Source organism: Streptomyces sp. NPDC046977 (genome assembly GCF_040644455.1).
Lineage (GTDB): Bacteria > Actinomycetota > Actinomycetes > Streptomycetales > Streptomycetaceae > Actinacidiphila.
In genome coordinates this window covers 55,674-77,950 of record NZ_JBEYWO010000030.1, presented here as the reverse complement: position 1 = coordinate 77,950, position 22,277 = coordinate 55,674, and the positions used below count along the sequence as shown (strand labels likewise).

Below are 22,277 nucleotides of genomic sequence, written 5' to 3'. Positions count from 1 at the left end.
CCCTCAGATCGTTCCGCCGGCGAGGATCGTCCCCGCCAGTCCCATGACCACCGGCGCGACCCCCACGAGGAGGAAGGCCGGCAGGAAGCACAGCCCCAGCGGGGCTGTGATCAGCACTCCGGCACGCCGTGCCCGGGCGAGTCCCGAGCGGGCGTGCGCGGCCCGGCAGCCGGCGGCGAGCCGTGAGATCTCCTCGACCGGCGGCACGCCCGTCGTCGCCGCGCGCTCCATGCAGCGCGCCAGTTCCCGGCAGCCGAGCCGGTCCAGCCGTGCCCAGCACCCGGCGGGGTCGCCGCCCAGCCGGAGTTCCGCGGCGGCCCGGGTCAGGGCCTCCCCGAGTGGTCCGCCGAGGGACGGCCCGACCGCCTCCGCGGCCTCCCGCGGACCCGCCCCGGCCGCCACGCAGGCGGCCAGCAGATCGGCGGCGAGCGGAAGCTGACGCTCCGCCCGGATCAGGGCCGTGTCCCCGCCGGTCGGCCGCCGGCGCTGCCACCGCCGCATCCCGTACGCCGCGGCCAGCCCGGCGAGGCAGCCGGGCACGCCGCCGACCAGGGCGAACGCACCCAGGGCGACGCCGGCGACCGGGGCCCACACCCGCAGGGCGTCCAGCCGCGGCCGTGCCCGGGTGCGGGCGTGGTGGGCCGGGGCTCCCAGGAGCCGGCGGCCCCGGCGCCGGGCCGCCCTCTCACGGCGGGCCGCGGCCAGTGCCCCGGCCGTGCACAGGGCGGCGGCCACGACCGCCACGACGATCCCCAGCCTGTGGACGAACTCGCCGCTCATGACGCCTCCGCCGTCCGCACGATCCGCGCGGTCCAGGCCAGCCCGGCCCACTCCAGCACTCCGCCGGAGGCCAGGCAGCCCAGCCCGAACGGGGTGCGCAGCAGCGTCCCCACCGGGTCCGCGCCCAGCCCGGTGCCCAGCACCAGCCCGAACAGCGGCAGGAGCGCCAGCATCAGCACCGTGGAACGAGGTGCGGCCAACTGGGCGCGCAGATCTTCCCGTTGATCGCGCTCGGACCGCAGGGCCGCGGCGATCCGGTCCAGGCCGTCCGCGAGGCCCGCGCCCCCGTCGACAGCGACCTGCCAGCACGCGGCCACCCCGGCGAGCCCCTGGGCACCGTCGAGCCGGGCGGCCGTCCGCAGTGCCCCCGGCACATCGCCGCCGAAGCGTGCGGCGGCCAGCAGGGGCAGCGCCGCGTCGGCGAGGGCGGGCCTGCCCGGCCAGCCCTCCCGCAGCAGCGTCCCGGCCAGCGCACCCTGCGGGGCCAGCCCGGCCCGCAGATCGCCCGCGACGGCGGCGCACAACGCCCCTACGGCTGTCGCCCGCTCCTCGGCCACCGCCCGCGACTCCCGGCCGCGCAGCCACCGCCCCACGAGCGGCACCGCGCCGGCCGCCAGCACCGCGGGCACCACCGAGTGCGTGAGCCCCGCGATGGCCAACCCGGGCGGCAGGCAGAGCAGTTCACGCCCCAGGCGCCACCCGAAACGGGCCCGGAACGGCTCCAGAACGGCGTGGGCGCGCATCTCCAGCCTCCGCGGCCCCGGGACCCCGCCCGACGGTCCCGGCGGCTCCCAGGGGCCCGCCAGGAGCGTTCGCGCGCGGCGCACCGCCTCGTCCCGTCCGCACAGCACCCAGGCCGCCACACCCGCGCACAGCGCGGCGACGAGGACGGGGGCGCTCATGCCGCACCCCGCTCGCACAGGGCGGCCAACCGCGGCCATCCGGGGCCCCGTTCACCGTCGCGCAGAGCGGGTACGGTGCCGACGATGCCGTCCGCGCCGCGCTGCAGCACATGGACCTCGGCGACGCGGCGGCGTCCGGAACGCTCGCGGACCAGGTGCACGACCACCGACAGGGCGGCGGCCAGCTGGCTGTGCAGCGCCGCCCGGTCCAGCCCGGCCACGGCGCCCAGCGCCTCCAGCCGCGCCGGGACGTCGCAGGCGGCGTTCGCGTGCACAGTGCCGCAGCCGCCCTCGTGCCCGGTGTTCAACGCTCCCAGCAGGTCGAGCACTTCAGGCCCTCGGACCTCGCCCACGACGAGCCGGTCGGGCCGCATCCGCAGCGCCTGCCGCACGAGGTCCCGCAGCGTGACGAGCCCGGCGCCCTCCTGATTGGGGGGCCTGGTCTCCAGGCGGACGACGTGCGGATGCCGGGGCCGCAACTCGGCCGAGTCCTCGGCGAGGACGATGCGTTCACCCGGGTCGACCAGTCCGAGCAGGCAGCTCAGCAGGGTCGTCTTGCCCGATCCCGTGCCGCCGGAGACGAGGAAGGACAGGCGGGCGTCGAGCACCGCCCGCAGCAGTGCCGCCGTGTCGTGGTCCATGCTGCCCGCCGCCACCAGTTCCTCCAGCGCGAAGGCACGGGTGCGTACGACGCGCAGCGACAGGCAGGGCGCACCGACCACCACCGGCGGCAGTACGGCGTGCAGCCTCGTGCCGTCCGGGAGGCGGGCGTCCACCCAGGGCCGGGCGTCGTCCAGGCGGCGTCCCGCTGCCGTGGCGAGCCGTTGCGCCAGCCGGCGCACCGCGAGCGCGTCCGGGAACCGCACACCGGTGCGCTCCAGCCCCGCGCCGCGATCCACCCAGACCTCGTCGGGCCCGTTGACCAGCACATCGGTGACGTCGGGTTCGGCGAGCAGCGCCTCCAGCGGACCGGCCCCGACCATCTCCGAGCGCAACCCGGCCACCACGTCGAGGACTTCGGTGTCGCCGAGCAGCCGGCCCTGCGCCCGCAGGGCGGCGGCCACGCCTGCCGGTGTCGGCTCGTCACCAGCGGCGGCGAGCCGCAGCCGCACGGCGTCGAGCAGCCCGGGGGCCATCGTGCCGGCGCTCATGCGGTCACACTCCCGCCGTTCGGCAGGCTCGGCAGGGCGGCCGCCAGGAACGCCGCACAGAACCGCGCGAGCGGTCCGCGCACACCGCTTCCGGGCGGTTCGCCCCCGTCCAGCGACGCGGGCAGCCCCGGCTCGGCCGGCAGTTCACCCGCGAGCGGCAGGCCCACCAGATCGGCGACGGCCGCGTCGGTCAGCCCGGAGGCGAACGGCCCGCGGACGACGGCCCGCAGGTCGCGCAGCACCATGCCCATCCGGGAGGCGACCCGGCCCGCCGCCGCGACGGCCCGCAGTTCGGCGGGCACGACCAGCAGGCCCACGTCCGTCTGGGCCAGCGCCTCCGTCACGGCCTCGTCCATCCGCCGCGGCAGGTCCACGACGACCACGCCGCCGCGCCGCCGGGCAGCGCCCATGACGGACCGCATCGCCTGCGGTGGGACGACCACGGTGTCCCCGCGGTCCCAGCTCAGCACGCTCAGGGCGTGCGCACGCGGCAACGACTCCTCCAGGGCGCCGCTGTTGACCCGGCCCCGGGACTCGGCAAGGTCCGGCCAGCGCAGCCCGGCCACCCTTTCCGCGCCGAGCAGTACGTCCAGTCCGCCGCCGAGCGGGTCGGCGTCGACCAGCACCGTGCGGCGCCCGGTGCGGGCCGCCGTGACGGCCAGCGCGCACGCCAGCGTGCTGGCCCCGGCGCCACCGCTGCCGCCGACGACCCCGATCGTCAGGGCCGGGTCGCCGACACCCTCCGCCGCGTCGGCGATCCGGTCGGTCAGCCAGGACTCGGCGTCGGGCAGGAAGGCGACATGGTCGGCTCCGACGTCCACCGCGCGCCGCCATACATCGGAGTCGTCCAGATCACGTCCCACCAGGAGCACACCGCGGCGCCGCACCGTGCCCGACAGCCGCCGGGTGTCGGCCGCGCCGACCAGTACCAGCGGGGCGCGCTCCCAGCTCCGCGGCCCCGGCGGCGCCCCGAAGACCACCTCGGGCTCGGCGCCCGCCGCCGCGCACAGCCGCAGCAGGTCGTCGAGCAGGTCACCGTCCTCGGTGACGATCAGCGGTCCCGCGCCGCCTCCCGGGCCGCCCGTGCCACCGCGCTCGGGCACACCGGGAGGCGCGCCTTCCGCCCCCCGTCCGGGGCCCGGTCCCCGCGACGTTCCACGCGGCCTTCCGGACAGCATGCCGCCTGCCCGATTATCGCCCCGCGCTCCCTTTGCCCCGGCTTTGATTGAATCGACCACGACCTACCCCGCCCTCCTCGCTCGTTCCGGTCCGTCCCAGCGGCACCGGGCATAAGCGCCGAGCACATCTCCGGCGCAACATTTACGGCCAGAGTCACGCGAGTTGGCGAAAGTTGTTGATCTTGATGAGAATCGGTGGATAACTCAGGGCTTGTGGATATCTCCGCCACCCGTGCGGGTGAGTTCGGCCACTTCCACTGGACGGCACACCGGATTCGCACCGAATGCAAAGCATCACACACAGTGACGATCAAGGGACGCGACGAACCCCGCCCGCCGACGCGGAGGAGTGCTGGAAAACGGAGCGGGGCCACCCGGGCCTCAGCGCTGAAAACGTCCCCGGACATGCGACGACCCCCGCCGGGGGGGAGAGCGGGGGTCGTCCCCACGGTCCGACTCGGGGGGGGAGGAGCCAGACCGGGTTAGCACGGTCGCGAACGATCCGTGACTTCCATGGTGTACCCGAAGGCCTTCTCAGGCAAACCCACGCGCCCGAGCTTACGCCGAATGGTGGGTCCCTATGCTCGTCCTCGTGGAAAACCACCTGTCGCCGCGCACCGCCGCGTTCTTCGATCTCGACAAGACGGTGATCGCCAAGTCGAGCACCTTGGCGTTCAGCAGGCCCTTCTATCAAGGCGGCCTCATCAACCGGCGCGCCGTGCTGCGGACCGCGTACGCCCAGTTCGTCTATCTGCTCGGCGGCGCGGACCACGACCAGATGGAGGGGATGCGAAAGTACCTCTCCGACCTCTGCCGTGGCTGGAATGTGCAGCAAGTGCGGGAGATCGTGGCCGAAACACTCCACGACCTCATCGACCCGATCATCTACGACGAGGCCGCCTCCCTCATCGAGGAGCACCACCTCGCCGGCCGCGACGTCGTCATCGTCAGCGCCTCGGGCGCCGAGGTCGTGGAACCGATCGGCGAGATGCTGGGCGCCGACCATGTGGTCGCCACCCGGATGACCGTGGAGGACGGCCGCTACACCGGCAGCATCGACCACTACGTCTACGGCCCGGCCAAGGCGGAGGCGGTCGCCCGGCTCGCCGAGTCCGAGGGCTACGACCTCGAGCGATCCTTCGCCTACAGCGACTCCGTCACCGACATCCCCATGCTGGAGGCGGTGGGACACCCCTACGCCGTCAACCCCGACCGCGGGCTGCGCCGCGAGGCGGTGGCGCGCGAGTGGCCGGTCCTCACCTTCAGCCGTCCCGTGCGGCTGCACCAGCGCGTGCCGTCGCTGGCGATCCCCACCGGTCCCGCCCTGGCGCTCGCCGCCGTCGGCGCCGCCGCGGCGACGGCCGGCCTGGTCTGGTACGCGACCCGGCGCCGCCGTACCGCCTGACCGCGCCGTACCACCGCGCCCCAGCGGCGCCCGGATCGTCCCGGTATGCAAAGAAATGCGGCGAGGGGTTCCGGTTCCTCCCCACGTGCAGTAAAAAGGTCGTAAGGCCCGCGTGACCACGGACATCCGAGAGGAACCCCGTCGTATCAGGCCCCACGGACCGAGCATGACCACCGGGCACCCACGCGACGCAGACCCGCTGACCGGGCCGGCCGCACCAGGTACGGGCAAAGACCCCGACCTGATGGGCAAATATCGTGCACGCTTGGTAACTCGACGATCATGCCAGCGGCGGCACCCTCGCGGTGCCGCCGCAACTTCGTGCCCAGAGTTCCCAGAGTTCCCGGAATTCCTGGAGCGCTCCCGGGGCTCCCGGAGCCCGGGGCGGCTTGCAGCCCCTCAGGCGGCGCCGCGCTGCAGTGCCTCGCACACGGCCACGCTCTCCCGGACGCCCAGCCCCACCGCCCGGCCGCAGTGCGCTATCCAGGCGGCCATCCCTTCCGGTGTGCCGGAGACGTAGCCGCGCAGCGCCTTGAGATAGTCGGCGCGGCCCAGCTCCGCGTGGCCGACCTCGGCCGGGCAGATCGACTTGGGGTCGAGGCCGCTGCCGACCAGCACGAGGCGCTGCGCCGCACGCGCCAGCGGCCCGTTGTACGTGCCGAAGGGGCGCAGGCACAGCAGCTCGCCGTGCACGACGGCCGCGACGACGAGCGCGGGCGCGTCGCTGCCCGCGAGCAGCAGTTCCGCGAGGCCGTCGAGCCGGGCCACGACCTCCGAGGCGGCCGGCAGTACGAACTCCGCTTCCTGCAGCAGGGGTTCGTCCACCGGTTCGCCCGCGAGCCGCGGGCGGCCGACGGTCTCGTCCGGGGCGGCACCGCCGGCCGCGACCAGGTGGAGGCGGGCCAGTGCCTGAAGCGGCGACTGCCGCCAGACGCCGAGCAGTTGGCCGGACTCGGCGGTGAGCCGCAGCGCGGCGCCGACGGTGCGCGCCTCGCCGTCGACGGAGAAGTCGCTGCGCCGGCGTATTTCCTCCAGCGCCCAGTCGGCGCCGGCGAGGGCGGCCGAGGCGCGGGCACCGCGCAGTGCGGCTTCGGAGGCCACCTCGTCGGAGCGGCGGCGCATCACCCGGTGCCCGTAGGCCTGGTCCACGGCCTTGCGGACGAGTGCCACGGAATCGGCGACTCCGGGGAGCGAGCCGAGAACGGCGAGCGGATCAGCTGTCGTACCCATGAGTACGACCCTACGCACCCCGGCCGGTGCCCCGGCGGGCGAGTGGGGTTCGTCACCCGGGCCGGAAGCAGCCAAAAGCCACCGGAAGCCGCCGGGGAACGGGCCCGAGCGACGTCCCCCGGCAGGACACCGGAGGGTCCCCGGCGGCGAACCCGCCGGCCGGTCACAGGCCCGTCCGCGTGACGGGCGCGTCCACCGACGGGTGAACTCCCGGCGTGACACGCGGGAACGCGGCATGGCCACGACTACGCTTAACGAACATGAAGATCGCTTTCGTCGGAAAGGGCGGCAGTGGCAAGACCACGCTGTCCTCCCTCTTCGTCCGCCACCTCTCCGCCGCCGGTGTCCCCGTGGTCGCCGTCGACGCGGACATCAACCAGCACCTCGGCCCGGCGCTCGGGCTCGACGAGGAGGAGGCCGCCGCCTTCCCCGCGATGGGCGCGCACCTGCCGGAGATCAAGGAGTACCTGCGCGGCGCCAATCCGCGGATCGCCTCCGCCGAGACCATGATCAAGACCACGCCGCCGGGGCACGGCTCGCGCCTCCTGCGGGTCACCGAGGACAACCCGGTCTACGGCGCGTGCGCCCGCCCGCTGACGCTGGAGGGCGGCGAGGCCCGCCTGATGGTGACCGGCCCCTTCAACGAGTCCGATCTCGGCGTGGCCTGCTACCACTCCAAGGTCGGGGCGGTGGAGCTGTTCCTCAACCATCTGGTGGACGGCCGCGACGAGTACGTGGTCGTCGACATGACGGCCGGCAGCGACTCCTTCGCCTCCGGAATGTTCACCCGCTTCGACATGACCTTCCTGGTCGCCGAACCGACCCGCAAGGGCGTCGCCGTCTACCGCCAGTACAAGGAGTACGCCCGGGACTACGGTGTCGCGCTGCGCGTGGTGGGCAACAAGGTGCAGGAGCCGGACGACCTGGAGTTCCTGCGGGCGGAGACCGGGGACGACCTGCTGGTGACCGTGGGCCACTCCGACTGGGTGCGCTCGATGGAGAAGGGCCGCCCGCCGCACTTCGCCTCGCTGGAGGAGCCCAACCGCCGCGCGCTGCGCGTGATGCACGAAACCGCGGACGCCGCGTACGCGTCGCGGGACTGGGAGCGCTACACCCGGCAGATGGTCCACTTCCACCTGAAGAACGCCGAGAGCTGGGGGAACGAGCGCACCGGCGCCGATCTGGCCGCCCAGGTCGACCCGGCCTTCGTCCTGGACGAACGGCTCACCCTCACGAGGTAATCGCTCGCCCGGACGGGCGAATCTTTATCCAAAGACCATTTGTGTGGATTACTCTCCATTTACCGACTCTTGGCAGTAACGAGACCGTCACGTTCCGTTGACACCCCTGCCCAGGGTTCGGCAGCACCACCTCAGCACAGCACCCGCCGCACAGCCGTGACCACGACCGCGTACGCGCACACCGCACGCAGCCGCGCCGCCCCGGAGGAGACGGGAACATGCACCCCACGCACCAGCCGAAAGCCCAGCCGCCCGGCCGTCCCCGCCGTCCGCAGGGCTCCCCAAAAGAACCACCGCGGGCCCCCGGGCCCCATGCCCAGCCGTCGCCGGGGGCCCGCGGCGGAGGTTCCGCCGCCGCGTGGCGGCACGACCTGTCCGCCTCGGTCGCCGTCTTCCTGATCGCCGTACCGCTGTCGCTGGGCATCGCCCTGGCGACCGGCGCCCCGCTCCAGGCCGGACTGGTCGCGGCGGCGGTGGGTGGCATCGTCGCCGGGCTGCTCGGCGGCGCCCCGCTCCAGGTCAGCGGCGCCGCCACCAGCCTGGTCGTCGTCACCGCCGACCTTGTCCAGCGCTACGGCTGGCGCACCACCTGCGCCATCACCGTGCTCGCCGGCATCTGCCAACTCGCCCTCGGCGCCGTACGGGTGGCCCGCGCGGCACTCGCCGTCAGCCCCGCGATCGTGCACGGGATGCTGGCCGGCATCGGCGCCGCCATCGCCATCGCCCAGCTCCATGTCGCCCTCGGTGGCAGTCCGGACAGCTCGGCCCTGGCCAATCTGGCCGCGCTGCCAGGTCAGTTGGCCGCGCCGCATCCCGGGGCACTGCTGGTCGGGGCGGTGACCGTGGCCGTCCTCGTGCTGTGGCCGCGGCTGCCGGGCAGGGCGGGGCACGCGCTGCGATCCGCCCTGCCGGCGCCGCTGGCCGCGATCGCGGCGGCGACGGCGGTCGGCGTCCCCATCGCGCTGCCGCGCGTGGAGCTGCCCGCGCTGCACGCCGTGGCGATGCCGGGGCTGCCGGACGGACCGGTGGCGGGTATCGCGGCGGCCGTCCTGACGGTGACGCTGGTGGCCAGCATGGAGTCGCTGCTGTCCGCGGTGGCGATCGACAAGCTCCGTACGGGCCGCGCCGAACCCGGTGACGGGACCGGCGGCCGCGCCGACCTGAACCGCGAACTGCTCGGCCAGGGCGCCTCGAACGTCTTCTCCGGACTGCTCGGCGGGCTGCCGGTCGCCGGTGGCGCGATCCGCGGTTCGGCGAACGTCGCCGCGGGCGCCCGCACCCGCCGGGCCACGGTGCTGCACGGCGTGTGGGTGCTGGTCTGCGCCGGGCTGCTGGCCGGGGTGCTGGAGCTGATCCCGCTGGCCGCGCTCGCCGCGCTGGTGATGGTGGTCGGCGTGAAGATGGTGAGCTTCGCGCACATCCGGCATGTGCAGCGGCACCGGGAGTTCCCGGTGTACGCGGCCACGCTGGTCGCGGTCGTCGCCTTCGGCGTCCTCGCGGGAGTGACGACCGGCATCGTGGTGGCGGTCTTCCTGTCGCTGCGGCGGCTGACGCACACCCGGATCACGGTGCTGGAGGAGGCCGGTGTCCACCGGGTCCACGTACGGGGGCAGTTGACGTTCCTCGCGGTGCCCCGGCTGACCCGGGCACTGGCGGAGGTCCCGGACGGGGCCAACGCGGTGATCACGCTGGACGGCTCCTTCATGGACCACGCGGCGTACGAGAGCCTGCACCACTGGTGCGAGGCGCACCGGGCGCGCGGCGGCTGGGCGACGCTCACCGGCCGCACCGGTACGCCGATCATGGTCCCGGCCAGCACGCACGCGTGCCGCCCGTGGACGCCGTGGCGCAACCACCACTGCACCAGGCCGGGTGCCGGATCGGGCGGGGCCGGGCAACTGGTCGGCGGGCTCAGCGCCTTCCAGCGCAACACGGCCCCGCTGGTCAGGGAGGAACTGGCGCGGCTCGCCCGGGAGGGCCAGCGGCCCACCCAGCTCTTCCTCACCTGCGCCGACTCGCGCCTGGTCACCAGCATGATCACCTCCAGTGGTCCCGGCGACCTGTTCACGGTGCGCAATGTGGGCAATCTGATGCCGCCTCCCGGTGCCGACGCCTCGTGCGACTCGGTCGGCGCGGCCATCGAGTACGCGGTGGAGGTGCTGAAGGTCGGCAGCATCACCGTGTGCGGCCATTCCGGCTGCGGCGCGATGCAGGCGCTGCTCGGCGGCGCAGGCCGCGATCCGGGCGCGCAGACGCCGCTGGCGCGCTGGCTGCGGCACGGACGGCCGAGCCTGGCCCGGATGGAGCGGATCGGCCGGCTGGGACGCGGCGAGGTCGCGGTCGCCGACCGCCCGGTCACCGACGACCTCGAACGGCTCTGCCTGGTCAATGTGGTGCAGCAGCTCGACCATCTGATGGCGCACGCCTGTGTCGCCCGCAGGGTGGCCGAGGGGTCCCTGCAGTTGCACGGCATGTACTTCCACGTCGCGGAGGCGCAGGCGTACGTCCTCGACGCCGGGACCGGCACGTTCGCCGCCGTACGCCCGGAGGAGCCGGCCCCGGTCCGCTGACCGGCGGCGCTGCGCCGCACCCACTGTCCCCCGGCCCGCCGGCCGTCCGCCGGCGGGCCGGGGTGCGCGCGGGCGGTGCGGGTCACGTGCGCCGCCACCATGACAGGTCTAAACCAATATTCGCCGCGAACCCTTGTCATCCCGCCCCCGTGCTGGTGAGCTATGGCCTGGGACACACGAGGACCCCTGCGAAGGAGCACGGCGTGAGCAACGAGAGCCTGGCCAACCTTTTGAAGGAGGAGCGCCGGTTCGCTCCGCCCGCCGACCTGGCGGCCGGTGCCAATGTCACCGCGGAGGCCTACCGGCAGGCGGGCGAGGACCGGCTGGGCTTCTGGGCGGCGCAGGCCCGCCGGCTGGCCTGGGCGAAGGAGCCGACCGAGACGCTGGACTGGTCGAACCCGCCGTTCGCCAAGTGGTTCGCCGACGGCACGCTGAACGTGGCGTACAACTGCGTCGACCGGCACGTGGAGGCCGGCAACGGCGACCGCGTCGCCCTCCACTTCGAGGGCGAGCCCGGCGACACCCGGGCCGTCACCTACGCCGAGCTGAAGGACGAGGTCAGCCGGGCCGCCAACGCCCTCACGGCGCTCGGCGTGCAGGCCGGGGACCGGGTCGCGGTCTACATGCCGATGATCCCCGAGACCGTCGTGGCGATGCTGGCCTGCGCCCGCATCGGCGCCGCGCACTCGGTGGTCTTCGGCGGCTTCTCCGCCGACGCCCTGGCCGCCCGTATCCAGGACGCGGACGCGAAGCTGGTCATCACGGCCGACGGCGGCTACCGCCGCGGCAAGCCCTCGGCGCTCAAGCCCGCCGTGGACGACGCCGTGGACCGCACCGAGAGCGTGAGCAAGGTGCTGGTCGTCCGCCGCACCGGCCAGGAGGTCGCCTGGACCGAGGGCCGCGACGTGTGGTGGCACGAGGCGCTGGAGGCGCAGAGCACCGAGCACACTCCGGAGCCCTTCGAGGCCGAGCACCCGCTGTTCATCCTCTACACCTCGGGCACGACGGGTAAGCCCAAGGGCATCCTGCACACCTCCGGCGGCTACCTCACCCAGGCCGCGTACACCCACCACGCGGTGTTCGACCTCAAGCCGGAGACCGACGTCTACTGGTGCACGGCCGACGTCGGCTGGGTCACCGGCCACTCGTACATCGTGTACGGGCCGCTGGCCAACGGCGCCACCCAGGTGCTGTACGAGGGCACCCCCGACACCCCGCACCAGGGCCGCTTCTGGGAGATCGTCCAGAAGTACGGGGTCTCGATCCTCTACACGGCGCCCACCGCGATCCGCACCTTCATGAAGTGGGGCGACGACATCCCCGCCAAGTTCGACCTGTCCTCGCTGCGTGTGCTGGGCAGCGTCGGCGAGCCGATCAACCCCGAGGCGTGGATCTGGTACCGCGAGCACATCGGCGGCGGCCGCTGCCCGATCGTGGACACCTGGTGGCAGACCGAGACCGGCGCCATGATGATCTCCCCGCTGCCCGGCGTGACGGAGACCAAGCCCGGCTCGGCGCAGCGCGCCCTGCCCGGCATCTCCGCGACCGTCGTGGACGACGAGGCGAACGAGGTGCCCAACGGCGCCGGCGGCTACCTCGTGCTGACCGAGCCGTGGCCGTCGATGCTCCGCACCATCTGGGGTGACGACCAGCGCTACCTCGACACCTACTGGTCCCGGTTCGAGGGCCGCTACTTCGCCGGCGACGGCGCCAAGAAGGACGACGACGGCGACATCTGGCTGCTCGGCCGGGTCGACGACGTGATGCTGGTGTCCGGCCACAACATCTCCACCACCGAGGTCGAGTCGGCGCTCGTCTCGCACCCGAAGGTCGCCGAGGCCGCCGTCGTCGGCGCCGCCGACGACACCACCGGCCAGGCGATCGTCGCGTTCGTGATCCTGCGCGGCGCCGCCCTGGGCGACGACGGCGACGAGCTGATCGCCCAGCTCCGCGACCACGTGGCCAAGACGCTCGGCCCGATCGCCAAGCCCAAGCGGATCCTCACGGTGGCGGAACTGCCGAAGACCCGCTCCGGCAAGATCATGCGCCGTCTGCTGCGGGACGTCGCCGAGAACCGGCAGCTCGGGGACGTGACGACGCTGACCGACTCCACGGTCATGGACCTCATCCAGGCGAAGCTGCCCTCCGCCCCCGGCGAGGACTGAGCACCCTCCGCGGTGCGGACGACGGGCCCCTTCGGGGGCCTTTCGTCTGTCCGCGCGCGTCCTGCGGCGCCTGGGGGATGTCCGTAAGGTGAACAGGGCCGGAGCAGTCCGGCGGCCCCGCCCGTTAGGCTGGAAGCGCGTTAGAAACGCGACAGAAAACAGGGCGTGCCGGGAAGTCTGGTCGGCGAGGTGTACAGCCATGGCCGCACCCGACCGGAGGTCCACCCGTGAACGCGTCCAACCGCCGCCGTTCCGTCTTCCTGGGACGCATCCCGCTCCTGGAGCGGAACTACGTCGCCGAGGCGCTGCGCGCGGAGACCGTCGGCGGCATGCTTTTGCTCCTGGCGGCGGTGGCGGCGCTGGTGTGGGCGAACAGCCCGGTGAGCGCCTCGTACGCGGCGACCGTCGGCCATCATTTCGGGCCCGCCGTCCTGCATCTGGACCTGTCGGTGTCGCACTGGGCCGCGGACGGCCTGCTGACGGTGTTCTTCTTCGTCGCCGGCATCGAGCTCAAGCGCGAACTGGTGGTCGGCGAACTGCGCACCCCGTCGGCCGCGGCGCTGCCCGTCATCGCCGCCGTGTGCGGCATGGCGGTGCCCGCGGCCGTGTATGCGGTGGTGAACGCGGCGGGCGGGGGCTCGCTGCAGGGCTGGGCGGTGCCGACGGCGACCGACATCGCCTTCGCGCTCGCGGTGCTGGCGGTGCTCGGCACCTCGCTGCCCTCCGCGCTGCGTGCCTTCCTGCTCACACTCGCCGTCGTCGACGACCTCCTCGCGATCCTGATCATCGCGATCTTCTTCACCAGCGGCATCAACTTCGCGGCGCTGGGCCTGGCCTTCGCCGGCCTCTTCCTGTTCTGGCTGCTGCTGCGCAAGGAGGTCCGCGGCTGGTACGTCTACGTGCCGCTGGCCGTGGCCAACTGGGGCCTGATGCACGCCAGCGGGGTGCACGCGACCATCGCGGGTGTGGCGATGGGCCTGATGCTGCGCTGCCACCACCGCGAGGGCGAGAAGGAGTCGCCGGGCGAGCGGATCGAGCACCTTGTGCGGCCGGTGTCGGCGGGGCTGGCGGTGCCGCTGTTCGCGCTCTTCTCGGCCGGGGTGCCGGTCACCGGGGGAGCACTCGGGCAGGTGTTCACCCGTCCGGAGACGCTGGGGGTGGTGCTCGGCCTGGTCGTCGGCAAGACGGTGGGCGTCTTCGGCGGCACCTGGCTCGCGGCCCGCTTCACCAGGGCGGAGCTCAATCCCGACCTGGCGTGGGCGGACGTGCTGGCCGTGGCCTCGCTCGCGGGGATCGGCTTCACGGTGTCGCTGCTCATCGGCGAGCTGGCCTTCGCGGGGGACGAGGTGCTGACGCCGGAGATCAAGGCGGCGGTGCTGGTGGGCTCGTGCACGGCGGCCCTGTGCGCCGCCGTCCTGCTGAAGCTGCGCGACAACAAGTACCGCGGCATGTGCGAGGACGAGGAGCGGGACACCGACCTGGACGGCATCCCCGACGTCTACGAATGGGGCAACCCGGAGTTCCATCTGCGCATGGCCGCGATCCACGACGCGAAGGCCGCCGAGCACCGCAGGCTCGCGGAAGTGGCGCGCTCCGGCGGCGCGGACGAGGATGAGTCGGGCATGATCAGGGGGTAGCCGTAACCCACTTGCCCGTTATGACTTCACGATGAACCGACGAACGACGGAGGACGCGATGAGCCCAGCGGACGTGGACAAGCCCGTGGCGGTGACCGTGAACGCGAACGGCGGCCGCAGTCTCGGCCAGCTCTTCGCCGCGGCCACGGCGGATCTCTCGGAGCTGATCCACGAGGAGATCGCCCTCGCCAAGGCCGAACTCCGGCAGGACGCCAAGCGTGCCGGCATCGGTGGCGGGGCGATCGGCGCGGCCGGCATCCTCGCGCTCTTCGCGCTGCCCGTGCTGAGCTTCGCGGCCGCCTACGGCATCCACAACCTGGGCCTGGGGCTCGCCTGGTCGTTCCTGATCGTCGGCGGCGCGTTCCTGGTGCTGGCCGGTCTGCTGGGCCTGCTGGCGATGGCGAAGTTCAAGAAGATCAAGAAGCCGGAGCGCAGCATCGCCTCCGCCAAGGAGACCGCGGCCGTGCTCCAGGGCGTCAAGCCGCACCCCCGCCCTTCGGAAACGGAGGGCACGCTCGAGGCGAAGGTATGACACGCTCAAGGCATGACGGTCGCTGACAGTTCCTCGGTGGTACGGATCGACGGGCCCTGGACCCACCGGGATGTCGCGGCGAACGGAGCGCGCTTCCACATCGCCGAAGCGGGCGACGGACCGCTGGTGCTGCTGCTGCACGGCTTCCCGCAGTTCTGGTGGACCTGGCGGGACCAGCTGACCGCCCTGGCCGACGCGGGCTTCCGCGCGGTCGCGATGGACCTGCGCGGGGTGGGCGGCAGCGACCGCACGCCGCGCGGCTACGACCCGGCGAACCTGGCGCTCGACGTCACCGGTGTGATCCGCTCGCTCGGCGAGCCGGACGCCGCGCTGGTCGGCCACGACCTCGGCGGCTACCTGGCGTGGACGGCGGCCGCGATGCGGCCCAAGCTGGTGCGCCGACTGGCGGTCAGTTCGATGCCCCATCCGCGGCGCTGGCGCACGGCGATGCTCTCGGACCTGCGGCACAGCGCGGCGGGGGCGTACGTGTGGGGCTTCCAGCGGCCGTGGATCCCCGAGCGCCGGCTGGTCGCGGACGACGCCGCGCTCGTGGGGCAGCTGCTGCGGGACTGGTCGGGACCGCGGATGCCGGACGACGAGGTGGTCGCGGTCTACCGCCGGGCGATGAGCATCCCATCCACGGCGCACTGCTCGATCGAGCCGTACCGCTGGATGGTGCGCTCGCTGGCCCGGGTGGACGGCTTCCAGTTCAACCGCCGGATGAAGCGCCCGGTACGGGTGCCGACGCTGCATCTGCACGGCTCGCTCGACCCCGCGATGCGCGCGCGGCACGCCGCCGGCAGCGGCAGTTACGTCGAGGCGCCCTACCGCTGGCGGCTGTTCGACGGTCTCGGGCACTTCCCGCACGAGGAGGACCCGGCGGCGTTCTCGGCGGAGCTGATCAACTGGCTGAAGGACCCCGAGCCCGACCGTTGATCGTCGACCGTTAATCCCATATGACCATCAGCCAAATGCCGGACGCATAGGCCAATTGATGGACCCACAGGCGATTACGGACCTTGGACCCCGGGCAGACAGCTCGGTATGGGCTGGACGCACGACTACCGTGACGTGTCACGCGATCGCCGCGCCAACGGAGCGCGCAACATCACCGGGACCACGGCCCCGGACCACCGGCCGGGCGACTCGGGGCTCGGCATCCCGCACATCCTCAGGCGGCGCGCCCGATGGGTCGGCGCCCGCCTGCGGCACACCCGCAGCGGCTGACGAACTCCCCCGCCACCGGCGGAAGCACCCCGCCCGCACGGGCTCTCACAGGGCGCACGCCTGCGTGTCGACCTGCCGGTCCGCCGTACGCCCGGCCTGGACGTCGGCGCGGACCTCGTCCGCCGTCAGGGCGTAGCCGGTGTCCGCGTCGTCCAGCGACTTGGCGAACACGACGCCGTACACCCGCCCGTCGGGAGTCAGCAGCGGACCACCGGAGTTGCCCTGCCGTACGAGGGTGAACAGGGAGTAGACGTCGCGGTGGACCGTGCCGCGGTGGTAGATGTCCGGACCCGTCGCCGAGATGCGGCCGCGCACCCGGGCGGCACGGACGTCGAAGCCGCCGTTCTCCGGGAAGCCGGCCACGATCGCGCCGTCGCGGGACTTGGCGTCGCCGCCGGTGAAGGTCAACGGGGGCGCCGACAGCGCGGGGACGTCGATGACGGCGATGTCGCGCTGCCAGTCGTAGAGCACGACCTTGCCGTCGTACACCCGGCCCACGCCGCCGATCTGCACGGTGGGGTTGTCGACGCCGCCGACGACATGGGCGTTGGTCATCACCCGGTGCGGCGCGAAGACGAAGCCGGTGCCCTCCAGCACCTTGCCGCAGCTGGGCGCCGTGCCCACGACCTTCACGATGCTGCGCCGGGCCTCGCCGACGACCCGGCTGCCGGCGAGCGCGGGGTCCGGCGCGGGCACGTCGGTGATCGGCTCGGTGCCGAACGGCGAGAAGACCTGCGGGAGTCCGTTCTGCGCGAGGGCGGAACTGAAGTCGGCGAACCAGGTGTCGGCGGCCGGCGGCACGATCCGCGCCACCCCCAGCAGCACCTTGGACGAGCGGACCTCACGGCCGAGGGTCGGCAGCGTGGTGGTCGTGGCGAGGGCGGAACCGATGAGCCAGGCGACCAGCAGCATGGCCAGGACGTTGACCAGCGCCCCGCCGATCGCGTCCACGGCGCGGGCGGGGGACCAGCTGACGTGTGTGCGGACCTTGTTGCCCAGATGCGTGGTGAACGCCTGCCCCACCGAGGCGCACACGATCACCAGGACCACGGCGGCGACCACCGCGACCGTGCCCGGGGCCGAGTTCCCGGTGACCTCGTGCCAGATCACGGGCAGCACGTAGATCGCGACCAGACCACCGCCGAGGAAGCCGATCACCGACATCACGCCGACGATGAATCCCTGGCGGTAGCCCACGATCGCGAACCACACGGCGGCCAGCAACAGCACGATGTCCAGCACATTCACCTGCACACCGTCTCATGGCAGCTCAGCCCAGTGGGACCGTCTTTGCCCGATCCCAAGGCCGCTCCCAGCCCGCGAAGTGGAGAATCCGGTCGATCAGGCCCGCCGTGAAGCCCCAGACCAGGGCGCCCCCGACCTGGAACGCGGGCCCGCGGTAGCCGCTGGGGTGCCGGACCGTGACGCGGTTCGCGGGGTCGGTCAGCTCGTCGACCGGCGCCGTGAACACCCGCGCGGTCTCGGCGAGGTCGACCGCGCCCACCGGGCTCGGGGTGTGCCACCAGCCCAGCACCGGCGTCACCACGAACCCGCTCACCGGGATGTACAGCCGCGGCAGCACACCGAACAGCTGCACTCCGGTGGGGTCGAGGCCGGTCTCCTCCCATGCCTCGCGCAGCGCGGCGCGCAGCGGTCCGGCGCCCTCCGGGTCGCCGTCCTCCGGGTCGAGCGCACCGCCGGGGAAGGACGGCTGCCCGGCGTGCGAGCGCAGCGAGGCCGCGCGCTCCATCAGGAGCAGCTCGGGGCGTCCCGTCCCGCCCTCGTCGCCGAAGAGGACCAGGACGGCGGAGGGCCGCCCTCCGGTGGGCGGCGGCAGGAAGCGGCTCAGCTGCTCCGGCTCCACCGCGTCGGCGGCTCGGGCCACCGGCTCCAGCCACTCCGGCAGACCCTCGCGCCGCACCGCGACGCCGTTGATCCCCGGGCCATTGACGTTGTTGACGCTGTTGCTGCCGTCGACGCCGTGACGTGCTCCGGTCACTCCACCTCCAGCGGGGGCGCCGCCGTGCCCGGGTAACCGGGCGGCGGCTTCAGCCGCTGGCCCGGGGCGCCGCCCATCTCGTACTTCAGCAGTTTCTTCGCCTTCTCCGGATCGGTCTCGCCCTCCCCGTACGACGGGCAGAGCGGGGCGATCGGGCAGGCCCCGCAGGCGGGGCGGCGGGCGTGGCAGATCCGGCGGCCGTGGAAGATCAGCCGGTGGGACACCATCGTCCACTCGCTCTTGGGGAAGATCGCCATGACGTCCTGCTCGACCTTCTCCGGGTCCTCGGAGGCGGTCCAGCCGAAGCGGCGGGCGAGCCGCCCGAAGTGGGTGTCGACGGTCAGGCCGGGCACGCCGAACGCGTTGCCCAGGACGACGTTGGCCGTCTTGCGGCCGACGCCGGGCAGGGTCACCAGGTCCTCCAGCCGGCCGGGAACCTCGCCGCCGAAGCGGTCGCGCAGCGCGGCGGACAGGCCGAGCAGCGAGCGCGCCTTGGCGCGGAAGAAGCCGGTGGGGCGGATCAGCTGCTCCAGCTCCTCCGGGTCGGCGGCCGCCAGGTCCTCCGGCGCCGGGTACCGGGCGAAGAGCCGGGGCGTGGTCTGGTTGACCCTCAGGTCGGTGGTCTGCGCGGAGAGCACCGTGGCCACCAGGAGCTGGAAGGGGTTCTCGAAGTCGAGCTCGGGGTGGGCGTACGGGTACAGCTCGGCGAGTTCGCGGTTGATGCGGCGGGCGCGGCGCACCGTCGCCAGACGCGACTCGGGCCCCCGGGCACCCCGCGCGCGGCCGCCGGCGGGCTTCGCGGGAACCTGTTCGCTCAGGGCTGAATCGGCCTTCGGCGTCACCCGCCCGGCCCCTCCACCCTGCTGTTTCCTGCGCACGCTCGGCGTATCAGACACCCGGCCAGCCTAAGCCTCGGCACCGACAATCGCCCTGGACTGCCGCGATCCGGCCCCCGAAAGGACCCCCGGGGCGCTCGCCCGCGAACACATAAGACAGACTTGTGATTGATCGCACTGTTTTACTGTCGGGCATGATGGGGACCGACCCAGCGATGTCGACAAGGAGAGAGCACGTGGACGACGTTCTGCGGCGCGCACCGCTTTTCGCGGCGCTCGACGATGAGCAGGCCGCTGAACTGCGCGCCTCGATGGCGGAGGTCACGCTCGCGCGCGGCGACTCGCTGTTCCACGAGGGTGAACCCGGGGACCGGCTGTACGTCGTCACCGAGGGCAAGGTGAAGCTGCACCGCACGTCCCCCGACGGCCGCGAGAACATGCTGGCCGTGGTGGGCCCCGGCGAGCTGATCGGTGAGCTGTCGCTCTTCGACCCCGGCCCGCGCACCGCGACCGCCACCGCACTGACCGAGGTCAAGCTGCTCGGCCTCGGCCACGGCGACCTCCAGCCCTGGCTCAACGCCCGGCCCGAGGTCTCCACCGCCCTGCTGCGGGCCGTCGCGCGGCGCCTGCGGCGCACCAACGACGTGATGTCGGACCTGGTCTTCTCCGATGTGCCGGGCCGGGTGGCCAAGGCGCTGCTGGACCTGTCGCGCCGCTTCGGCGTGCAGTCCGAGGAGGGCATCCACGTCGTCCACGACCTGACGCAGGAGGAGCTGGCCCAGCTGGTCGGCGCCTCGCGCGAGACCGTGAACAAGGCGCTCGCCGACTTCGCGGGCCGCGGCTGGCTGCGCCTGGAGGCCCGCGCGGTCATCCTGCTGGACGTCGAGCGACTGGCCAAGCGCTCGCGCTGACCCGTACATCCGTAAGGGGCGCCCACTCTTGTGGGCGCCCCTTACGCGTTCCGTCCCGCAGGGCCTCAGATCAGCCCGTGCTCCAGCAGGTAGTCCAGCTGCGCCCGCACCGACAGCTCGGCCGCCGGCCACAGGGCCCGGTCCACGTCCGCGTAGACGTGCGCGACGACCTCGGACGGGGTGGTGCGCCCCTCCTCCACCGCCGTCTCCACCTGGGCGAGCCGGTGGGCGCGGTGGGCGAGGTAGAACTCGACCGCGCCGCGCGCGTCCGCCAGCACCGGCCCGTGCCCGGGCAGGACCGTCGTGACCCCGCCGTCCACCGCCAGCGCTTGGAGCCGGCGCAGGGAGTCGAGGTAGTCGCCGAGACGGCCGTCGGGGTGCGCGACGACGGTGGTGCCGCGGCCGAGGACGGTGTCGCCGGTCAGCACCGCCCCGTCGGCCGGGAGATGGAACGACAGGGAGTCCGCGGTGTGCCCGGGGGTGGGGACGACACGCAGTTCCAGGCCGCCGGTGGTGATCACGTCCCCCGCGCCCAGCCCCTCGTCGCCCAGGCGCAGCGCCGGGTCCAGGGCCCGTACGGCGGTGCCGGTCAGCTCGGCGAAACGGGCCGCGCCCTCGGCGTGGTCGGGGTGGCCGTGGGTGAGCAGGGTCAGGCCGATCCGCTTGCCGAGCGAATGCGCCGTGGAGACGACGGTGCTCAGGTGCCCCTCGTCCAGCGGGCCCGGGTCGATGACGACGGCGAGGTCGGAGTCGGGCTCGCCGACGATCCAGGTGTTGGTGCCGTCCAGGGTCATCGGCGAGGGGTTGGGGGCCAGCACGCACAGCGCGCGCTCGGTGGCGCGGCCGCCGACCGCGCCGCGCGGGTTGCCCGGAGGCAGGGACGAGGTCATTCGCCGGCTCCCATGCGCTTGGTGAACTCCTCGTGGCCGGGCCAGCTCAGCACGATCTCCTCGCCCACGAGTTCGGCCTTCGCCAGGACCGGTGTCAGGTCCCTGCCCTCCCCGGCGGCCGCCAGGGCCGCCTCGGCGGAGTCGTACGGCAGCAGCCCGCGCAGCGTCGCGATCGTCGGCGGCAGCATGACCATCTCGCCGCGGTCGTAACCGGCGACGGCCTCCTGCGGGCGCAGCCACTCCGTGCGGTCGGCCTCCCCCGACACGTCGCGGGTCCGCTGACCGGGCGGGAGCGCGGTCAGGAAGAACCAGGTGTCGTAGCGGCGCTCCTCGAACTCCGGGGTGATCCACCGCGCCCAGGGGCCGAGCAGATCGGAGCGGAGCACCAGCGAGCGGCGGTCCAGGAAGTCCGCGAAGGACAGGTCGCGGGAGACCAGCGCGCGGCGGTCCGCCTCCCAGCCCTCGCCGGTGGTGTCGTCCACGACCGAGTCCCCGTCCGGGCCGGCCAGCAGCACACCGGACTCCTCGAACGTCTCGCGCACCGCGGCGCACACGATCGCCTGTGCCTCGGCCGGTCCCAGGCCCTCGCCCAGGCGCCGCGCCCACTGCTCCGGCGCCGGGCCGGCCCACGCGACCGGGCGCTCGTCGCGCCGGTCCACACCGCCGCCGGGGTAGGCGTACGCGCCCGCGGCGAACGCCATGGAGGCGCGCCGGCGCAGCATGTGGACCGCGGGGCCGCGGCCGGTGTCGCGCAGCAGCAGCACGGTGGCCGCCCGGCGAGGCTCGACGGGCACCAGCGTGCCCTGGGTGAGCGCCCTGATCCGCTCGGGCCAGCTGGGCGGGAACCACTGGCCGTTCGTGGTGGTCATGGGGCGGATGCTATGCGCTGGCGCGGGGATGTTCGACAGTGCGCCCCCGCCGGGGCCGGGCGTCCAGGGGGCCGGGCCCCCTGGACACGGACCGCGGGAGGTCAGCCCGCGGGCTCCAGCTCGACCTGGATCTCCACCTCGACGGGGGCGTCCAGCGGGAGCACCGCCACGCCGACCGCGCTGCGCGCGTGGACGCCGGCGTCGCCGAGGACCTGGCCCAGCAGCTCGCTCGCGCCGTTGACGACCCCGGGCTGCCCGGTGAAGTCGGGGGCGGAGGCGACAAAACCGACGACCTTGACGACCCGCTTCACCCGGTCGAGGTCGCCCGCCACGGACTTGACGGCCGCCAGGGCGTTGAGCGCGCAGATGCGCGCGAGGTCCCGGGCCTGCTCGGGGGTGACCTCGGCGCCGACCTTGCCGCAGGTCGTCAGCTTGCCGTCGACCAGCGGGAGCTGGCCCGCCGTGAAGACGTACGACCCGGAGAGCACCGCGGGCACGTACGCCGCCAGGGGCGCCGCCACCTCGGGCAGTGTCAGCCCGAGGTCGACGAGCCGCTGCTCGACGGCGCTCACGCGCCCTTCTCCCGCTTGAGGTACGCCACCAACTGCTCGGGGTTGTTGGGGCCGGGCACGACCTGGACGAGCTCCCAGCCGTCCTCGCCCCAGGTGTCCAGAATCTGCTTCGTCGCGTGCACCAGCAGCGGCACGGTCGCGTATTCCCACTTGGTCATGAGGGGACTGTAATGCCTCGCACA

Annotated in this window: 21 protein-coding genes; 9 read left to right on the top strand and 12 right to left on the bottom strand. The window is 73.4% G+C overall.

The window, feature by feature from the left end; all coding sequences use genetic code 11:
- Positions 1–3: 3 nt before the first annotated feature.
- The 4 genes from ABZ883_RS34210 to ssd are packed head-to-tail and all read right to left on the bottom strand — an operon-like array spanning position 4 to position 3,936.
- Positions 4–780, bottom strand: a complete 777-nt coding sequence (locus ABZ883_RS34210; protein WP_360913222.1) for a type II secretion system F family protein — start codon at positions 778–780, stop codon at positions 4–6.
- A complete protein-coding gene (locus ABZ883_RS34205) occupies positions 777–1,682 on the bottom strand; it encodes a type II secretion system F family protein (RefSeq protein ID WP_360913221.1) in 906 nt (301 codons plus the stop codon). Before ABZ883_RS34205 ends, ABZ883_RS34210 begins: the two co-directional genes overlap by 4 nt.
- Positions 1,679–2,833: a TadA family conjugal transfer-associated ATPase gene (locus ABZ883_RS34200; RefSeq protein ID WP_360913219.1), complete on the bottom strand. Its 1,155-nt coding sequence runs from the start codon at positions 2,831–2,833 to the stop codon at positions 1,679–1,681. Before ABZ883_RS34200 ends, ABZ883_RS34205 begins: the two co-directional genes overlap by 4 nt.
- On the bottom strand, positions 2,830–3,936 hold the full coding sequence (ssd, locus tag ABZ883_RS34195) for a septum site-determining protein Ssd (protein WP_360913217.1): 1,107 nt from the start codon (positions 3,934–3,936) through the stop codon (positions 2,830–2,832). Before ssd ends, ABZ883_RS34200 begins: the two co-directional genes overlap by 4 nt.
- A 655-nt stretch (positions 3,937–4,591) precedes the next feature.
- Here ssd and ABZ883_RS34190 point away from each other — a divergent pair.
- Positions 4,592–5,416 (top strand): HAD-IB family hydrolase, encoded by an 825-nt coding sequence (locus ABZ883_RS34190; RefSeq protein WP_360913215.1) that lies wholly within the window; start codon positions 4,592–4,594, stop codon positions 5,414–5,416.
- A gap of 399 nt (positions 5,417–5,815) precedes the next feature.
- On the opposite strand, the gene ABZ883_RS34185 is transcribed toward ABZ883_RS34190, so the two are convergent.
- Positions 5,816–6,646: an oxidoreductase gene (locus ABZ883_RS34185; RefSeq protein WP_360913213.1), complete on the bottom strand. Its 831-nt coding sequence runs from the start codon at positions 6,644–6,646 to the stop codon at positions 5,816–5,818.
- A 260-nt stretch (positions 6,647–6,906) separates the two neighbouring features.
- Here ABZ883_RS34185 and ABZ883_RS34180 point away from each other — a divergent pair, with 260 nt between their 5' ends.
- From ABZ883_RS34180 to ABZ883_RS34150, 7 genes are all read left to right on the top strand, one after another.
- The gene (locus ABZ883_RS34180) at positions 6,907–7,887 is read left to right on the top strand and encodes an ATP-binding protein (RefSeq protein WP_360913211.1); all 981 of its coding nucleotides are present in this window, start codon (positions 6,907–6,909) and stop codon (positions 7,885–7,887) included.
- A gap of 218 nt (positions 7,888–8,105) precedes the next feature.
- Positions 8,106–10,457, top strand: a complete 2,352-nt coding sequence (locus ABZ883_RS34175; RefSeq protein ID WP_360913209.1) for a SulP family inorganic anion transporter — start codon at positions 8,106–8,108, stop codon at positions 10,455–10,457.
- A 203-nt stretch (positions 10,458–10,660) separates the two neighbouring features.
- Positions 10,661–12,622, top strand: a complete 1,962-nt coding sequence (gene acs, locus ABZ883_RS34170; protein ID WP_360913207.1) for an acetate--CoA ligase — start codon at positions 10,661–10,663, stop codon at positions 12,620–12,622.
- A 227-nt stretch (positions 12,623–12,849) separates the two neighbouring features.
- Positions 12,850–14,259: a Na+/H+ antiporter NhaA gene (gene nhaA, locus ABZ883_RS34165; protein ID WP_360913206.1), complete on the top strand. Its 1,410-nt coding sequence runs from the start codon at positions 12,850–12,852 to the stop codon at positions 14,257–14,259.
- 58 nt (positions 14,260–14,317) lie between these two features.
- Positions 14,318–14,791: a phage holin family protein gene (locus ABZ883_RS34160; protein WP_360913204.1), complete on the top strand. Its 474-nt coding sequence runs from the start codon at positions 14,318–14,320 to the stop codon at positions 14,789–14,791.
- A gap of 12 nt (positions 14,792–14,803) precedes the next feature.
- Positions 14,804–15,727: an alpha/beta hydrolase gene (locus ABZ883_RS34155; protein WP_360913202.1), complete on the top strand. Its 924-nt coding sequence runs from the start codon at positions 14,804–14,806 to the stop codon at positions 15,725–15,727.
- A gap of 108 nt (positions 15,728–15,835) precedes the next feature.
- On the top strand, positions 15,836–16,018 hold the full coding sequence (locus ABZ883_RS34150) for a hypothetical protein (protein ID WP_360913200.1): 183 nt from the start codon (positions 15,836–15,838) through the stop codon (positions 16,016–16,018).
- A 45-nt stretch (positions 16,019–16,063) separates the two neighbouring features.
- On the opposite strand, the gene ABZ883_RS34145 is transcribed toward ABZ883_RS34150, so the two are convergent.
- Genes ABZ883_RS34145 through nth form a run of 3 tightly spaced genes read right to left on the bottom strand, consistent with a single transcriptional unit; the run spans position 16,064 to position 18,835 of the window.
- A complete protein-coding gene (locus ABZ883_RS34145) occupies positions 16,064–17,266 on the bottom strand; it encodes a MarP family serine protease (protein WP_360913198.1) in 1,203 nt (400 codons plus the stop codon).
- Positions 17,267–17,288: 22 nt separating this feature from the next.
- Complete coding sequence (locus ABZ883_RS34140; protein WP_360913269.1) at positions 17,289–17,954, bottom strand: CoA pyrophosphatase; 666 nt, start codon at positions 17,952–17,954, stop codon at positions 17,289–17,291.
- A gap of 59 nt (positions 17,955–18,013) precedes the next feature.
- Entirely contained in the window at positions 18,014–18,835 is an 822-nt protein-coding gene (gene nth / locus ABZ883_RS34135; protein WP_360913267.1) for an endonuclease III, read from the bottom strand.
- 254 nt (positions 18,836–19,089) lie between these two features.
- On the opposite strand from nth, the gene ABZ883_RS34130 reads away from it, so the two are divergent.
- Positions 19,090–19,764 (top strand): Crp/Fnr family transcriptional regulator, encoded by a 675-nt coding sequence (locus ABZ883_RS34130; protein ID WP_319665417.1) that lies wholly within the window; start codon positions 19,090–19,092, stop codon positions 19,762–19,764.
- 65 nt (positions 19,765–19,829) lie between these two features.
- Here the strand turns inward: ABZ883_RS34130 and ABZ883_RS34125 are convergent, their stop codons facing one another.
- The 4 genes from ABZ883_RS34125 to ABZ883_RS34110 form a co-directional block, all read right to left on the bottom strand.
- The gene (locus ABZ883_RS34125; RefSeq protein ID WP_360913195.1) at positions 19,830–20,654 is read right to left on the bottom strand and encodes an MBL fold metallo-hydrolase; all 825 of its coding nucleotides are present in this window, start codon (positions 20,652–20,654) and stop codon (positions 19,830–19,832) included.
- On the bottom strand, positions 20,651–21,523 hold the full coding sequence (locus tag ABZ883_RS34120) for an NUDIX hydrolase (protein WP_360913193.1): 873 nt from the start codon (positions 21,521–21,523) through the stop codon (positions 20,651–20,653). The genes ABZ883_RS34125 and ABZ883_RS34120 overlap by 4 nt, the downstream gene beginning before the upstream one ends.
- Positions 21,524–21,624: 101 nt before the next feature.
- Positions 21,625–22,095 carry a RidA family protein gene (locus tag ABZ883_RS34115; RefSeq protein WP_360913191.1) on the bottom strand — a complete coding sequence of 157 codons (471 nt, stop codon included), beginning with the start codon at positions 22,093–22,095 and terminating at the stop codon, positions 21,625–21,627.
- Positions 22,092–22,253, bottom strand: a complete 162-nt coding sequence (locus ABZ883_RS34110; protein WP_106965770.1) for a DUF4177 domain-containing protein — start codon at positions 22,251–22,253, stop codon at positions 22,092–22,094. Before ABZ883_RS34110 ends, ABZ883_RS34115 begins: the two co-directional genes overlap by 4 nt.
- Positions 22,254–22,277: the final 24 nt, after the last annotated feature.